This is a genomic window from Sphaerisporangium sp. NPDC051017, from assembly GCF_040683095.1.
Taxonomy (GTDB): Bacteria; Actinomycetota; Actinomycetes; order Streptosporangiales; family Streptosporangiaceae; genus Sphaerisporangium.
Genome location: NZ_JBFBCI010000018.1, coordinates 44,939 through 59,488, shown reverse-complemented (window position 1 = coordinate 59,488; position 14,550 = coordinate 44,939). Strand labels below are relative to the sequence as shown.

Here is a 14,550-nt window from a genome sequence, read left to right as displayed (position 1 = left end):
GCGACCACATCGGAAGGGATCAACCGGCAATGACAACCGGCCAGCAGCACACCGGGAACCTGCGGTACGCGGTCGACATCGTGCTGTGCATCGACGTGACCGAGAGCATGCGCCCAGTGCTGGACACCGTCAAAGAGAGCGCCCTGTCGTTCCACGAACGGCTCGAAGCCGTGATGACGCGGGCGGGCAAGGCGATCAGCCAGCTCCGGCTGAAGGTCATCGGGTTCCGCGACTTCGCCGACCGGGCCGAGGACGCGATCGAGGAGAGCGACTTCTTCCTGTTCCCCGGCCAGGCGGGCGAGTTCGAGCGGTTCATGCGCCGCCTGGAGGCGACCGGCGGCGGCGACTTCCCCGAGTCCGGGCTGGAGGCGCTGGCGCTGGCCATCAACGCGCCCTGGGAGAAGGGCCTGGACCGGCGGCGTCACGTCATCGTCATGTTCACCGACGCCCCCGCGCACCCGATCGGCATGCCGGAGGCGATGGCCGCGCACACCTATCCGATGCACCTGCCGCGCACCATGGACGAGCTGTTCGAGGAGTGGGGGTACGCGAGCAGCCGGACCGCGGTCATGGAGCACTCGGCCAAGCGGCTCGTCCTGTTCGCCCCGGACACCGAACCGTGGACCAGCATCACGGACGAGTGGAGCCTGACCATGCAGTTCCCCTCGAAGGCGGGCGAAGGGCTCCAGGATGTCGAAATGGATGAAATCATCAACACGATCGTCCACAGTCTCTGACGTACGCGACGAGGACGGCCGCGCACGGCCCGGAGGACGTAACGTGAGGACGGGGAGAATCCGGCCCTGACGGACGTACGTCCGTGTATCAGGACCGGCATCGTCAGGTCAGGTCATATCCGGTGGGGGGCACCATGGCGGGTGCTACATGGCAGTGCGCGGCGTGCGACACCTACAACGACGCCCAGCGGGCCAGTTGCATGGTGTGCGACGAGCGGCGCGCGCCCGAGACCCCGATCACCCTCATCAGGCCGCCCGCCCGGCCCACCGGCCCGGCGCCGCCGCGGGTGTTCCCTCAGCCCCCGCCGGGCCTGACACGTCCCGCCAGGGCGCCGGCCCGGGACGCGCCCTCGCCCACACCGCGGAACAGCGGCCCCGTGATGGGTCCGGTTCCTCCTGCGTCCCCCGCGCCGGGGCGGCGGTGGGGCCCGCCGGACCCCGGGTCGGTCGGCATGGGGTACCCGCCGTCGGCCACCTGGCCGTCCTACCTCACGCCCGACGGCATGCCGCCCCACGCCGGCCCCGCGCACGGCACCGTCGCGCCGATGCCCGGCCCGTACGGGCCCGCCTCCGGCCTCGGGGCGCCGTACCACCCTCCGGGCCTGCCGGCGCACCCGCCCCGGCCGTACGGCGGGAGCGCCCCCGGCAGCCGGTCGGTCTTCGCCGGCTGCCTCATCGCGTTCCTGATCTGCGCGGCCGGGGGCATCGTGCTCCTGTTCCTCTTCGCCCTGTTCGCCATGCGCTGAGGTGGCCCCACCGGCGGTCAGGACGGCCGTCGGCGGGGCCAGAGGCCGGGTCAGGGCCGGGAGGCGCGGTTCACGGCGGAGAGGATGGCCTTCAGGGACGCGGTCACGGTGTTGGCGTCCACGCCGATGCCCCACAGGACGCGGTCGCCGACCTGGCACTCGACGTACGCGGCGGCGCGGGCGTCGGTGCCTGCGCTCATGGCGTGCTCGGTGTAGTCCAGGACGCGGACCTCCGCGCCGACGCTGCCGAGGGCGTCCACGAACGCCGAGATGGGGCCGTTGCCGACGCCCTCGACCTCGCGGATCTCGCCGTCGACGCGGATGTCGGCGCTGATGGCGTCCTTCTCGTCGACCTTCGCGACGTTGCGGTGGGCGAGCAGGCCGAAGCGGCCCCACGGCTTGGCGGGGTTGGGGAGGAACTCGTCGTTGAAGACCTCCCACATCTCGGCGGGGGTGACCTCGCCGCCACGGGCGTCGGTGCGGGCCTGGATGACGCCGGAGAACTCGATCTGCAGCCGTCGCGGCAGGTCGAAGCCGTACTCGGCCTTCATGATGTAGGCGACGCCGCCTTTGCCGGACTGGCTGTTGACGCGGATGACGGCCTCGTACGTGCGCCCGACGTCTTTGGGGTCGATGGGCAGGTAGGGCACGGCCCACGGGTAGGAGTCGACGGCGACGCCCGCCGCGACGGCGTCGCGCTCCAGGGCCTCCAGGCCCTTCTTGATGGCGTCCTGGTGGGAGCCGGAGAAGGCGGTGTAGACGAGCTCGCCGCCGTAGGGGTGGCGGGGGTGCACGGGGAGCTGGTTGCAGTACTCGACGACGCGGCGGATCTCGTCGATGTCGCCGAAGTCGATCCGCGGGTCGATGCCCTGGGAGAAGAGGTTCATGCCCAGCGTGACCAGGCAGACGTTGCCGGTGCGCTCGCCGTTGCCGAACAGGCAGCCCTCGATGCGGTCGGCGCCGGCCTGGTAGCCGAGCTCGGCGGCGGCGACGGCGGTGCCGCGGTCGTTGTGGGGGTGCAGGGACAGGACGATCGAGTCGCGGTGGGCGAGGTTGCGGCTCATCCACTCGATCTGGTCGGCGTAGACGTTGGGGGTGGCCATCTCGACGGTGGCGGGCAGGTTGATGATGACCTTGCGGTCGGGGGTGGGCTGCCAGACGGCGTTGACGGCGTCGCACACCTCGACGGCGTACTCCAGCTCGGTGCCGGTGAACGACTCCGGCGAGTACTGGAAGAAGATCTCGGTGCCGGTCATCTGGTCGGCGAGCTTCTTGCACAGCTTGGCGCCCTCGACGGCGATGGCGGTGATGCCCTCCTTGTCCTGGCCGAAGACGACGCGGCGCTGCAGGGTGGAGGTCGAGTTGTACAGGTGGACGATGGCCTGCTTGGCGCCGCGCAGCGACTCGAAGGTGCGCTCGATCAGCTCGGGACGGGCCTGGGTCAGCACCTGGATGACGACGTCGTCGGGGACGCGGCCCTCGTCGATGATCTGCCGGACGAAGTCGAAGTCGGTCTGGGAGGCGGCGGGGAAGCCGACCTCGATCTCCTTGAAGCCCATGCGGACCAGCAGCTCGAACATCTGGAGCTTGCGGTGGGAGTCCATCGGGTCGATCAGCGCCTGGTTGCCGTCGCGCAGGTCGACGGCGCACCACTGCGGGGCGCGGTCGATGACCTTGTCGGGCCAGGTGCGGTCGGACAGGCGTACGGGGGCGAAGGGCTGGTAGCGCTGGAAGGGCATGGGGCTGGGCTGTTGCTGGGGATACATGGCGTGCTCCTGATCGGTGTCGGGACCGGGGGCGGCGCGCGTCAGGACTCACATGCCTGACATCTGTGATCGCCCGGAGATCGCTAGGCGTCGCTGCGGATCGCGGGGATTGGTCGCCACCGGGATTTTCGTCCTCGGACGGCCGACGCGCATGACTCGCTCCGCGGCGAGGGAGCCGGCCTCTTACAGGCCCTCGCCGCGGCGGCTAAGGAGCAGCCTGCGCAGCATAAACCAGACCGTACCAGACGCCTGGATTCCGTCGTGACGGGGTCGCCCGAACCTGGGGTGCCGTCCCCGGGTCACCCCTACGTCCCGCCGGCCACCCCCGTGAGATCACGTACTGCCGCTCACCGTACGTGAACGCCGCAGGTCAAAGGCCCGGTTAGCGGCCCTCACCCCATCCTGCCATTGTCCACGCCGTAAGCTCCCTATGGACATCGAGGAGGTAGGACATGCAGGACGGCGAGATCCTCGCGAAGATCAAGGACCTCATCGCGGAGGAGCACGAACTGCGGAACCGGACCGGTACGGGCGAGGTCGACGCGCAGGACGAGCGGGCGCGCGTCAAGGAGCTGGAAGACGCGCTCGACCAGTGCTGGGACCTGCTGCGGCAGCGCAAGGCCCGCAGGGAGTTCGGCGAGGATCCCGACTTCGCCAGCCCGCGCCCGGTCGACGAGGTCGAGGGCTACCAACAGTAGCCCCCGTTTTCCGCAGGTTCCTACACGGCGGCGGTGTCCAGGTTTTCGAAAAGAAAGCCTGGCCGTCGCCTTTTGTGTCTTTGCCGGACATTTCGCCGCTTCGACAAGTTCGCCCGATGTAATCGGAGTACGAGCGGAAACGGGTCGGTGAGCGGACGACGGCGGGGGGTGTGGCGTGACGACGGCACGCAGGGCCCGGCCGGGTACCGGCCCCGCTGAAACCGGTGAAAACGGCGTGACATCGCGCGCTGTACCGTGGCGGGCGGGCCGTACGGCCGGCGCCACCCGATGGCCCGCCGGCCGTACGGCAGGGGGCACCTCGTGATCTACACGCGGGAGCCCCCGGTCCCGGCGACCGGCCTGGCCAAGAAGGGCCGGCTCCTGCTCAAGTGGGCGAGCACGACCGACCACAAGGTGATCGGCAACCTGTACCTGGTCACCTCGTTCGGCTTCTTCCTGATCGCCGGGTTCATGGCGATGCTGATGCGCGCCGAACTGCTGCAGCCCGGCCTGCAGGTGATGTCGCAGAAGATGTACAACGAGATGTTCACGAACCACGGCGCGTTGATGCTGCTGCTGTTCGCCACCCCGCTGTTCGCCGGGTTCACCAACGCCATCATGCCGCTCCAGATCGGCGCGCCCGACGTCGCGTTCCCCAGGCTCAACATGCTCAGCTACTGGCTGTTCCTGTTCGGCGGGCTGATGGTGGTGTCGGGGCTGTTCGTCGCGGGCGGGGGCGCGGACTTCGGCTGGACGCTCTACGCGCCGCTGTCGACCGGCACCTACACACCCGGGACCGGCCCGGACCTGTTCATCATGGGCCTGGTGTTCTCGGGCCTCGGCACGATCCTCGGCGCGGTGAACTTCATCACCACGATCATCACCATGCGGGCGCCGGGCATGACGATGTTCCGGATGCCGATCTTCACGTGGAACGTGCTGTTCACCAGCGCGATGGTGCTCATGGCGTTCCCGGTGCTGGCCGCCGCCCTGCTCGTCCTGGAGATCGACCGTAAGCTCGGCGCGAAGGTCTTCGAGGCCGGGAACGGCGGCGCACTGCTGTGGCAGCACCTGTTCTGGTTCTTCGGCCACCCCGAGGTGTACATCATCGCGCTGCCGTTCTTCGGCATCATCACCGAGGTGCTTCCGGTCTTCAGCCGCAAGCCGATCTTCGGCTACATCGGCCTGATCGGCGCCACCATCGCGATCACCGGCCTGTCGATGACGGTGTGGGCGCACCACATGTTCGTGACCGGCCACGTGCTGCTGCCGTTCTTCTCGTTCATGTCGTTCCTCATCGCGGTGCCGACCGGCGTGAAGTTCTTCAACTGGATCGGCACGATGTGGCGGGGGCAGATCGTCCTCTGCGCCCCGATGCTGTTCGCCGTGGGGTTCCTCGTGACGTTCCTGTTCGGCGGGCTCACCGGGGTGATCCTGGGCTCGCCCCCGCTGGACTTCCACGTCAGCGACACGTACTTCGTCGTCGCCCACTTCCACTACGTGGTCTTCGGCACCGTGGTGTTCGCGATGTTCGCCGGGTTCTACTTCTGGTGGCCGAAGCTCACCGGGAAGATGCTGGACGACCGGCTCGGGAAGTGGCACTTCTGGACGCTGTTCATCGGCTTTCACGCCACGTTCCTGGTGCAGCACTGGCTGGGCACGCAGGGCATGCCCCGCCGGTACGCGGACTACGGGCCGGCGGACGGCTTCACCACCGGCAACATGATCTCCTCGGCGGGCGCGTTCCTGCTCGGCGCCTCGACGCTGCCCTTCCTGTTCAACATATGGAAGACGTGGAGGTACGCTCCCAACGTCGAGGTGGACGACCCGTGGGGCTTCGGGAACTCGCTGGAGTGGGCCACGTCCTGCCCGCCGCCGCGGCACAATTTCACGTATATCCCGCCGGTCCGCTCCGAGCGCCCCGCGTTCGACTTGCACTACTCGCTTCTGCCGATCACCGGGGTACAGACGGCGCGCCGGCGGGAGTGAGCGCCGTAGAGCGGGCCTTCACCGCACTAACACGTCCGGCCTTTGCCGCATGTCCGTATAAGGTGGTCCTGTGGGCCGCGCTTGACCTTCGCGCGGCCGCTCCGGTCGGCCGCCGCGTCCCGCCATTCGGGGCGCCCCGGGTTTGGAACGCGATATCCCCGGCCTCATGGCGTCCGACACGATTCCGAAATGGCGCCGTCACACCATGGAAACGACCGTTGCCTAGTGTCCGGCCATGCGGCTGACCCCACACGAACAGGAACGTCTGCTCATCCATGTCGCGGCGGGTGTCGCCCGAGAACGCCAGGCGCGGGGACTGCGCCTCAACCATCCCGAGGCCACCGCGATCATCGCGTCGTTCCTCCTCGAGGGCGCCAGGGACGGCCAGACCGTCGCCCAGCTCATGGACGCGGGACGCAAGGTGCTGCGCCGGGAGGACGTCATGGAGGGCATCCCCGAGATGCTCGAATCGGTGCAGATCGAGGCGACCTTCCCCGACGGCACCAAGCTCGTCACCGTCCACCGGCCGATCAGTTGACGGGGGGCCACGTGACGCCAGGCGAGATCCTCCACGGCGAGGCGCCCATTCCTCTCAACCCGGGGCGCGAGCGGGTCACGCTGCGCGTCGTCAACACCGCCGACCGTCCCATTCAGGTGGGGTCGCACTACCATTTCGCCGCCGCGAACCCGGGGCTGGAGTTCGACAGGGACGCGGCGTGGGGCCTGCGCCTGGACGTCCCCGCGGGCACGGCCATGCGGTTCGAGCCCGGCGTCGAGCGGGACGTCCGGCTCGTCCCGATCGGCGGGCTGCGGGTCGTCCCCGGCCTGCGGCTCGAATACGCGGGCGCGCTGGACGAGCGCGTGGACGCCAGGGAGCCGGCATGAGCGGTCCCTCGATCGAGCGCGCACGCTACGCCGCCCTCTACGGCCCGACCACCGGCGACCGGATCCGCCTCGCCGACACCGACATCCTGATCGAGGTCACCGACGACCTGAGCCGGAGCCCCGAGGGCGCGGGCGACGAGGTCGTTTTCGGCGGCGGCAAGGTGATCCGCGAGTCCATGGGCCAGGCCCGGACGACGCGCGCCGAGGGCGCCCCCGACCTGGTGATCACCGGCGCGGTGATCCTCGACCACTGGGGCGTCGTCAAGGCAGACATCGGCGTGCGGGACGGGCGGGTCTCGGCGATCGGCAAGGCGGGCAACCCGGACACGATGGACGGCGTGCACCCCGATCTGGTCATCGGCCCGTCCACCGAGATCCTGTCCGGCAACGGCAAGATCGTCACGGCGGGCGCGATCGACTCGCACGTCCACCTGATCTGCCCGCAGATCGTGGACGAGGCGCTCGGCGCCGGGGTGACCACGCTGATCGGCGGCGGCACCGGCCCCGCCGACGGCACCAAGGCCACCACCGTCACCGGCACCTGGTACCTCGCGCGCATGCTGGAGTCGATGGACGGCATGCCCGTCAACGTCGCCCTGCTCGGCAAGGGCAACACCACCGGCGCCGAAGGGCTGATGGAGCAGCTCAGGGCCGGGGCGTCCGGCTTCAAGCTGCACGAGGACTGGGGCACGACGCCCGCCGCGATCGACGCGTGCCTGCGGGTGGCCGACGCGACGGGCGTGCAGGTGGCGATCCATACCGACACGCTGAACGAGGCCGGGTTCGTGGAGTCCACGCTTCGGGCGATCGGCGACCGCGGGATCCACGCCTACCACACCGAGGGCGCGGGCGGCGGGCACGCGCCCGACATCATCCGCGTCGCGTCGCATGCGAACGTGCTGCCGTCCTCGACGAACCCGACGCGCCCGCACACCGTCAACACGCTCGACGAGCACCTCGACATGCTGATGGTCTGCCACCACCTGAACCCCTCGGTGCCGGAGGATCTCGCGTTCGCCGAGTCGCGCATCCGGCCCTCGACGATGGCCGCCGAGGACGTTCTGCACGACCTCGGCGCGATCTCGATGATCGGGTCGGACTCGCAGGCGATGGGCCGGGCCGGCGAGACGATCATCAGGACCTGGCAGACGGCGCACGTGATGAAGCGCCGCCGGGGCGCGCTGCCCGGCGACGGCTCGGCGGACAACCTGCGCGCCCGCCGCTATGTCGCGAAATACACGATCTGCCCGGCCGTGGCGCACGGCCTGGAGGAGCACGTCGGCTCGGTCGAGGTCGGCAAGCTCGCCGACCTGGTCCTGTGGGAGCCGGCGTTCTTCGGGGTCAAGCCCGATCTGGTCGTCAAGGGCGGCGTCATCGCGTACGCGCAGATGGGCGACGCGAACGCCTCGATCCCGACGCCCCAGCCCGTGCTCCCCCGCCCCATGTTCGGCGCGGCCCCGGTCACCGCGGCCGCCACGTCCCTGCACTTCGTCGCGCCGCTCGCGCTGGAGGACGGCATCGCCGACCGGCTGCGTGTGGCCCGGCGGCTCGTGCCCGTCGCCGACGTCCGCCGGCGGGGAAAGGCGTCGATGCCCCTCAACGACGCGCTCCCGGCCATCGAGGTGGACCCCGACACGTTCGCGGTCCGCGTGGAGGGCGAGACGATCGAACCCGCCCCGGCCGAGGAGCTTCCCATGGCCCAGCGCTACTTCCTGTTCTGACCGAACCGGCACCCTCTCGACGATGCTGACCACGCTGCCCACGCTGACGACGCCGGTGGACGGCTGACATGGACGCGGCGCTGCTGCTGCTCGCCGACTCCCGGCTCCCCGCCGGTGGCCACGGCCACTCCGGGGGCGCCGAGGAGGCGGTGCGGATCGGGGCGATCACCGGCCCGGAGGATCTGGCGCGGTTCCTCCGTGGCCGGCTCGCCACGACCGGCCTCGTCGCCGCCGCCCTCGCCGCCGCCGCGTGCGCGCTCGGCGCGACGGCCGACCAGACAGCCGACCACACAGTCGGCGAGACGGCCGGCGGGTGGCGGGCGCTGGACGCCGAGGCGGACGCCCGTACCGCCTCGCCCGCGCAACGAGCGGCGAGCCGCACCCAGGGCAGGCTCCTGCTGCGGAGCGGCCGGCGCATCTGGCCCTCGCCCGCGCTCGACGCCCTGGCACGCGCGGTGCCCGAAGGGCCGCACCACCCGATCGCGCTCGGCGCGGCGGCCCGGGCGGCTGGGTGCGCACCCCACGACGCGGCCCTCGCCACCGCGTACAACGCGATCACCGGACCGGCCACGGCCGTCGTCCGGCTGCTCGGGCTGGACCCGGTCGACGTGCACCGCGTGCTCGCCGGCCTCGCGCCCGACCTGGAACACGTGGCGCGCGCGTCATGCGCCACCACCGCGTGGGAGGACCTTCCCGCGCACGCCGCTCCCGCACTCGACCTGCTGGCCGAACAGCACCTACGCACGGAGGTACGGCTCTTTGTCAGCTAACCACGAGGATCGCCACCAGTCCCCCGAATCCCGGGACCGCGCACTGCGCCTGGGCATCGGAGGACCTGTCGGGTCCGGCAAGACCGCGCTCGTCGCCGCGCTGTGCCGCACGCTGGGCCCGGTGCTGCGCCTGGGTGTGGTCACCAACGACATCTACACCACCGAGGACGCCGACTTCCTGCGCCGGGCGGGGGTCCTCGACCCCGAGCGCATCGTCGCCGTGCAGACCGGCTGCTGCCCGCACACCGCCATCCGCGACGACATCGCGGCCAACATCGACGCGGTCGAGAGCCTGGAGGAACGCTTCGGGCCGCTCGACCTCGTCATCGTCGAGAGCGGCGGGGACAACCTGACCGCCACCTTCAGCCGGGGGCTCGCCGACCAGCAGATCTTCGTGCTGGACGTGTCCGGCGGCGACAAGGTGCCGCGCAAGGGCGGTCCCGGCGTGACGACGGCCGACCTGCTGGTCGTCAACAAGACCGATCTGGCCAAGCACGTGGGGGCCGATCTGACCGTGATGTCCAGGGACGCGGCGGCCGTGCGCGACGGCAAGCCGGTGCTGTTCACCTCGATCAGGGAGGTTCCCGAGGTCTACGCCGTCGCCGAATGGGTGCACGGCGTGGTCGAGTCCTGGGCGCACGCACGCGCGCACCACACGCACGGTCCCGCCGTCCCGTCCACCAACGCCTGAGAACCCTGAAGGACGCCTGAGAACCCTGAGAAAAGCTGAGAACACGGTGACGACCTCCGCCATGCCGCGCCCCCCGGTACCGTCCCCGACGGACCGGAGGTCGCTGGACGCGCGTGCCGCGGTGGTCACCGAACTGTCCGGGGGCCGCACCGTGCTGCGGACGCTCCGGTCGGATCCGCCGCTGACCCTGCGTCAGACCGGACCGGCCATCGGGCCGGCGACCGGATCAGCCACGGTACACCTCGTGTCCACCGCCGCCGGGCCGCTCGGCGGCGACCGCCTGGAGCTCCACATCGACGTGGCCCCGGGCACCTCACTGGAGCTCGCCTCGGTGGCGAGCACGCTCGTCCTCCCGGGTCCCGGCGAATCGGTGGCGATCGTCGAGGCGCGGGTGGGCGTCGGCGCCTCACTGCGGTACGCCCCCGAGCCGGTCGTCCTGGCCGCCGGGTCCGCGCACCGCATGATCGTGAGGCTGGCGATGGACGAGGGCGCGTCGGTGTACTGGCGAGAAGAGATCGTGTTCGGCCGCTACGGCGAGCGGCCGGGCACCTGCCACGCCCGTTTCGACGCGACGGTCCGCGGCGTGCCGCTGCTGAGGCAGGAGTTCGTCGTCGGCGACCCCGCCGTGGACGGCAGCCCCGCGGTGTACGGCGACGCCCGCTGCGTCGGCAGCGTGCTGGTCGCCGGGCCGAGGCCGCCCGCCGTCAAGTCCCCGCCCGAGGCGGTGGTGGGCGAGGGGTGCGCGGTGCTGCCCCTGGCCGGGCCGGGCACGCTGGTGTCCGCGCTCGCGCCCGACGCGCCCACCCTGCGCGAACGCCTCGCCTGGGGAGAGTCCTACTGCGATTCCAGCCGCCCCTGACGCGGTGCGCGCGGCCCCTGAGCCCGCTCGGTGCCGGAAACGGCTGCTGCGCCTGTGAAACGGCCGCGCGGTGCTGAAACGGGCCGCTCCGCCGGTGAAACGGCCGCTCGGTGCTGGAAACGGCCGCCGGTACCGCTGAAAGGTCTCCTCAGTCTCCGGGCACGGCTGTGCGTCCGGGTTTCCACCCGCGGCGCCGTCCCAGGGGGATGACCAGGCTCACCGCCGTCACCAGGGCCGCCGCGCCGACCGCGCCCAGCGCGATGCCGCCCGCCCGCGCCATGGCCTCGTGGTCGGGAGGCGCGGGCTTGGCAACGATGCCGGAGGGCAGCGGATCCGGACGCGCGGGCGCGAGCGCCACGACCTCCGAGGGCAGGATCTCCGACACCGCCAGCAGCGGGTTGACCATGCCTGCCCCCGTCCCCGATCCCGAGGCGCCGTCGGCGGTGAGCTCAATGCGCCGCCGCACCCGCACATTGTCCAGCTCCGGGTGGCGCGCCCGCACCAGCGCGGCGACCCCGGCGACGAACGGCGCCGCGTAGCTCGTGCCGTCCAGATCCTGCTCGTAGGCGGCGCCGGGCCAGGTGCTCGTGATGTTCTCGCCCGGGGCGAGCACCGAGACCGGGGTGGCGGCGTTGGAGAAGTTCGTCCGCCTGCCGTCCGGCCCCGCCGCGCCGACCGACAGCACGCCTTCGTAGGCGGCGGGGTAGGCGGGCACCACAGTGCCGTCCTGCTGCTGGACGTTGCCCGCGGCGGCGACGATCATCACGTCGTTGGCCAGCGCGTACTCGACGGCGCTCTTCAGGTCGGGCTGGTCGGTCGTCTGGATGGAGACGTTGAGCACGTCGGCGCCGAGGTCGGCCGCGCGCCGGATGCCCTCGGCCAGCAGCGCGACGTCCCCCCGGTCGCCGTTGGCCTGCTTGATGGAGATGAGCCGCGCCTTCGGGGCCACACCGGCGAACGGGACGTCCTTGCGGTCCGAGCCCGCGATGATGCCCGCCACCGCCGTCCCGTGGCCGACGCAGTCCAGCGGGGTGGTGCCGGTGAGGTCGACGGATTTGGCGACGTCGAGCTGCGGGTGACGCGGGTCCACCCCCGTGTCGACGAAGGCGACGGTGACGCCCTCGCCGCGCGTGAGCGGCCACACCCCCGTGAAGGCCAGCCGCCGTTGCGCCCAGGACTCGCCGACCTGCATGCCGCCGCGTTTGGGCACGCACTGCTGGGGCTCCCTGACCGCCGCCGCGGCTGTGCCCGGACCCGCCGCGAGCGCCAGCGCCAGCGCGCCGACGAGGATGCCCCGACCGACCATGCCTCAGCTCCATCTCCCCGGGTGGCCCCGCGCCGGCCGCGAGATCACCGGCGTGGTTCGCGCGAAAAGCGTAGCCAATCCGGCCTCCTTCGCGTCCGGGACAAGAGCTCACGAGGTTGTGTCTTCGGGTGATCGGGAAGAAAACCCGCAGGTGGGAACGGGGGCTCCCATCTGAGCGAATCGGGGGAGCATGATGCGCGTCACCGGTGCCGTCCTACTCGCCTGCTGCGCCCTGCTCGCCGGGGTGACGGCGGCCTGCGGCGGGCAGAGGAGCCGTGAGGAGCTGTCGCGGGCGCGCAAGGCGCTGGCGGAGGTCGACGACCCGTCCGTCGACTTCACCGACCGCGCCGGAACCGGCTGGCAGCCCCCGTTCCGCCCGGCGGACGAGCGCTGCGGGAAGCTGTTCGACCTCGCCGAGGGCAAGCAGGGGCCCGGCGTCGCGGAGGCCGCGTCCTTCCGGGGCGACCGCCTCGGCGAGACGGCGGGCGTCGTGCTCGCCGTGTACGCGCCGGGGGACGCGCGCCAGGCGCTGCGCACGGCCGCCGACCTCATGCGGGACTGCCCGGTGGCCACGGTGAAGGAGGCCGGGGCCGGGGACCGGCTGGTCGGCTCTCCGCTGCCCGTGCGCACGATCGGGGACGGCGTGGAGGCGCGGCGGTACAAGGGACGGGTCGGCGGATATCCGTACGAGATGCACCTGGTCGTGGTGCGCACGGGCGGCATCCTGATCTCCTTGGTGCACACCGGCATGGCCAAGCTCGACCCCCAGCGGACCGAGGACCTCGCCACCCTGCTCGCGGCCAAGATCCGGGAGGCCTCCCAGTAGCCTTGTGCCCGTGACCGATACCTCCCTCACTCCCGAGGACAGCAAGATCATCACGTTGGCCCGCGCCGCCCGGGCGCGCAACGGCACGGCCGAGGGCGCCGCCGTGCGCGACGAGACCGGCCGCACCTACACGGCGACCAACGTCGACCTGCCGTCGCTGAAGCTCTCCGCCGTGCAGGTCGCGGTGGCGATGGCCGTGTCCAGCGGGGCCGTGTCGCTGGAGGCCGCCGCGCTCGTCACCGACGAGGAAGAGCCCGGCGCGGCCGATCTGTCCGCCGTCGAGGACCTCGGGGAGGCCATCCTGTACCTGGCCGCCCCCGACGGCGCCGTGAAGGGGCGGTACATCTGATCGGCGACAATGAAGGCGTGAGTTCCTCAGCCGCTGAGTTCCGTGCCGGATTCGCCTGCTTCGTCGGCAGGCCCAACGTCGGTAAGTCGACGCTGATGAACGCGCTGGTGGGCGCCAAGGTGGCGATCACCTCCAGCAAGCCCCAGACGACCCGCCGCGCCATCCGCGGCATCGTCACCCGGCCCGACGCCCAGCTCGTCATCGTCGACACGCCCGGCCTGCACCGCCCGCGCACGCTGCTCGGCGAGCGGCTCGACAGCCTCGTGCTCTCGACGCTGACCGAGGTCGATGTCATCGGCTTCTGCGTCCCGGCCAACGAGCCGATCGGCAAGGGCGACCGCTTCATCTCCGAGAAGCTCGCGGCCGTCAAGAAGACGCCGGTGGTGGCCGTGGTCACCAAGTGCGACCTCGCGAGCCGCGAGCAGATCGCCAACCAGTTGCTGGCGGTGTCCCGGCTGGCCGACTTCGCCGAGATCGTCCCGGTGTCCGCGGAGTCCGGGGAGCAGCTCGGCACGCTCGGCGACCTGCTCGTCGAGCGCCTGCCCGAGTCACCGCCGCTGTACGCGGGGGGCGAGCTCACCGACGAGCCCGAGCAGGTTCTGGTCGCCGAGCTGATCCGCGAGGCCGCGCTGGAGGGCGTGCGCGACGAGCTGCCCCACTCGATCGCCGTCCTGGTCGAAGAGATGGTGCCCCGCGAGGGCCGTGACGACCTGCTGGACGTGTACGCGCAGATGTACGTCGAGCGTCCCTCGCAGAAGGCCATCGTCATCGGGCCGAAGGGGGCGCGGCTCAAGGAGGTCGGCACGCGGGCGCGCAAGCACATCGAGGCGCTGCTCGGCACCCACATCTACCTGGACCTGCGCATCAAGGTCGCCAAGGACTGGCAGCGCGACCCCAAGCAGCTCCGCCGCCTCGGCTTCTACGACTGAGCCGTCCCGGGTCCCCTTCCGAGCCGCTCCGGGTTCCACGTTCGAGGCGCCCCGGCTGCCACGGCCGCGCGGGGGTCGGCGTCCCGGGCGGGCGGGTCGCTCACGTTGCCCGGATCTGAATGCGCGCGACGAATGGATTTCTGCGACATATCCCTCTAAAACGGTGCATGATCAACAGAACCGTAACAAGTGATGCACGGGTGACAAATTACGTCCTGTGGTGCTTGATCATGTGGTGTCATGATCTGCAACGGTGAGCCGTAGGGAAGGCGACGAGG

15 protein-coding genes are annotated in these 14,550 nt (G+C 71.1%); 13 read left to right on the top strand and 2 right to left on the bottom strand.

The window, feature by feature from the left end; all coding sequences use genetic code 11:
• Nucleotides 1-29: 29 nt before the first annotated feature.
• Together AB0M95_RS17065 and AB0M95_RS17060 are read left to right on the top strand one after the other, a co-directional pair.
• Nucleotides 30-737, top strand: a complete 708-nt coding sequence (locus AB0M95_RS17065; protein ID WP_358517751.1) for a vWA domain-containing protein — start codon at nucleotides 30-32, stop codon at nucleotides 735-737.
• A gap of 134 nt (nucleotides 738-871) precedes the next feature.
• Nucleotides 872-1,483 carry a hypothetical protein gene (locus tag AB0M95_RS17060; protein WP_363765003.1) on the top strand — a complete coding sequence of 204 codons (612 nt, stop codon included), beginning with the start codon at nucleotides 872-874 and terminating at the stop codon, nucleotides 1,481-1,483.
• A gap of 50 nt (nucleotides 1,484-1,533) precedes the next feature.
• Here the strand turns inward: AB0M95_RS17060 and leuA are convergent, their stop codons facing one another.
• A complete protein-coding gene (leuA, locus tag AB0M95_RS17055) occupies nucleotides 1,534-3,249 on the bottom strand; it encodes a 2-isopropylmalate synthase (RefSeq protein ID WP_363765000.1) in 1,716 nt (571 codons plus the stop codon).
• Nucleotides 3,250-3,701: 452 nt separating this feature from the next.
• On the opposite strand from leuA, the gene AB0M95_RS17050 reads away from it, so the two are divergent.
• The 8 genes from AB0M95_RS17050 to AB0M95_RS17015 all read left to right on the top strand — a co-directional run bounded on the left by AB0M95_RS17050 (nucleotide 3,702) and on the right by AB0M95_RS17015 (nucleotide 10,862).
• Nucleotides 3,702-3,947 (top strand): DUF2630 family protein, encoded by a 246-nt coding sequence (locus AB0M95_RS17050; protein WP_358517745.1) that lies wholly within the window; start codon nucleotides 3,702-3,704, stop codon nucleotides 3,945-3,947.
• 321 nt (nucleotides 3,948-4,268) lie between these two features.
• A complete protein-coding gene (gene ctaD / locus AB0M95_RS17045) occupies nucleotides 4,269-5,936 on the top strand; it encodes a cytochrome c oxidase subunit I (RefSeq protein ID WP_363764997.1) in 1,668 nt (555 codons plus the stop codon).
• Nucleotides 5,937-6,171: 235 nt separating this feature from the next.
• Nucleotides 6,172-6,474 carry an urease subunit gamma gene (locus AB0M95_RS17040; RefSeq protein ID WP_358517741.1) on the top strand — a complete coding sequence of 101 codons (303 nt, stop codon included), beginning with the start codon at nucleotides 6,172-6,174 and terminating at the stop codon, nucleotides 6,472-6,474.
• An 11-nt stretch (nucleotides 6,475-6,485) separates the two neighbouring features.
• Nucleotides 6,486-6,821 (top strand): urease subunit beta, encoded by a 336-nt coding sequence (locus AB0M95_RS17035; RefSeq protein WP_363764994.1) that lies wholly within the window; start codon nucleotides 6,486-6,488, stop codon nucleotides 6,819-6,821.
• Nucleotides 6,818-8,542, top strand: a complete 1,725-nt coding sequence (locus AB0M95_RS17030; RefSeq protein ID WP_363764991.1) for an urease subunit alpha — start codon at nucleotides 6,818-6,820, stop codon at nucleotides 8,540-8,542. The genes AB0M95_RS17035 and AB0M95_RS17030 overlap by 4 nt, the downstream gene beginning before the upstream one ends.
• 68 nt (nucleotides 8,543-8,610) lie before the next feature.
• On the top strand, nucleotides 8,611-9,312 hold the full coding sequence (locus AB0M95_RS17025; RefSeq protein ID WP_363764988.1) for an urease accessory UreF family protein: 702 nt from the start codon (nucleotides 8,611-8,613) through the stop codon (nucleotides 9,310-9,312).
• Nucleotides 9,302-10,003: an urease accessory protein UreG gene (gene ureG / locus AB0M95_RS17020; protein WP_363764985.1), complete on the top strand. Its 702-nt coding sequence runs from the start codon at nucleotides 9,302-9,304 to the stop codon at nucleotides 10,001-10,003. Before AB0M95_RS17025 ends, ureG begins: the two co-directional genes overlap by 11 nt.
• 61 nt (nucleotides 10,004-10,064) lie before the next feature.
• Nucleotides 10,065-10,862 (top strand): urease accessory protein UreD, encoded by a 798-nt coding sequence (locus AB0M95_RS17015; RefSeq protein ID WP_363764982.1) that lies wholly within the window; start codon nucleotides 10,065-10,067, stop codon nucleotides 10,860-10,862.
• Between the two features lie 148 nt (nucleotides 10,863-11,010).
• Here AB0M95_RS17015 and AB0M95_RS17010 read toward each other — a convergent pair whose 3' ends face one another.
• Nucleotides 11,011-12,168, bottom strand: coding sequence for a S8 family serine peptidase (locus AB0M95_RS17010; RefSeq protein WP_363764979.1), 1,158 nt, complete (start codon nucleotides 12,166-12,168; stop codon nucleotides 11,011-11,013).
• Between the two features lie 190 nt (nucleotides 12,169-12,358).
• On the opposite strand from AB0M95_RS17010, the gene AB0M95_RS17005 reads away from it, so the two are divergent.
• From AB0M95_RS17005 to era, 3 genes are read left to right on the top strand one after another with little or no spacing between them, the layout of a single operon-like run.
• On the top strand, nucleotides 12,359-12,994 hold the full coding sequence (locus AB0M95_RS17005) for a hypothetical protein (RefSeq protein WP_363764976.1): 636 nt from the start codon (nucleotides 12,359-12,361) through the stop codon (nucleotides 12,992-12,994).
• A 10-nt stretch (nucleotides 12,995-13,004) separates the two neighbouring features.
• Nucleotides 13,005-13,343, top strand: a complete 339-nt coding sequence (locus tag AB0M95_RS17000; RefSeq protein WP_363764972.1) for a cytidine deaminase — start codon at nucleotides 13,005-13,007, stop codon at nucleotides 13,341-13,343.
• 17 nt (nucleotides 13,344-13,360) lie between these two features.
• Complete coding sequence (gene era / locus AB0M95_RS16995; RefSeq protein WP_363764969.1) at nucleotides 13,361-14,272, top strand: GTPase Era; 912 nt, start codon at nucleotides 13,361-13,363, stop codon at nucleotides 14,270-14,272.
• Nucleotides 14,273-14,550 lie beyond the last annotated feature (278 nt).

Coding starts and splice junctions, on each gene's coding strand:
- AB0M95_RS17065 (WP_358517751.1), top strand. CDS start 30: ATGACAACCGGCCAGCAGCACACCGGGAACCTGCGGTACGCGGTCGAC.
- AB0M95_RS17060 (WP_363765003.1), top strand. CDS start 872: ATGGCGGGTGCTACATGGCAGTGCGCGGCGTGCGACACCTACAACGAC.
- leuA (WP_363765000.1), bottom strand. CDS start 3,249: ATGTATCCCCAGCAACAGCCCAGCCCCATGCCCTTCCAGCGCTACCAG.
- AB0M95_RS17050 (WP_358517745.1), top strand. CDS start 3,702: ATGCAGGACGGCGAGATCCTCGCGAAGATCAAGGACCTCATCGCGGAG.
- AB0M95_RS17040 (WP_358517741.1), top strand. CDS start 6,172: ATGCGGCTGACCCCACACGAACAGGAACGTCTGCTCATCCATGTCGCG.
- AB0M95_RS17030 (WP_363764991.1), top strand. CDS start 6,818: ATGAGCGGTCCCTCGATCGAGCGCGCACGCTACGCCGCCCTCTACGGC.
- AB0M95_RS17025 (WP_363764988.1), top strand. CDS start 8,611: ATGGACGCGGCGCTGCTGCTGCTCGCCGACTCCCGGCTCCCCGCCGGT.
- AB0M95_RS17015 (WP_363764982.1), top strand. CDS start 10,065: ATGCCGCGCCCCCCGGTACCGTCCCCGACGGACCGGAGGTCGCTGGAC.
- AB0M95_RS17010 (WP_363764979.1), bottom strand. CDS start 12,168: ATGGTCGGTCGGGGCATCCTCGTCGGCGCGCTGGCGCTGGCGCTCGCG.
- AB0M95_RS17005 (WP_363764976.1), top strand. CDS start 12,359: ATGATGCGCGTCACCGGTGCCGTCCTACTCGCCTGCTGCGCCCTGCTC.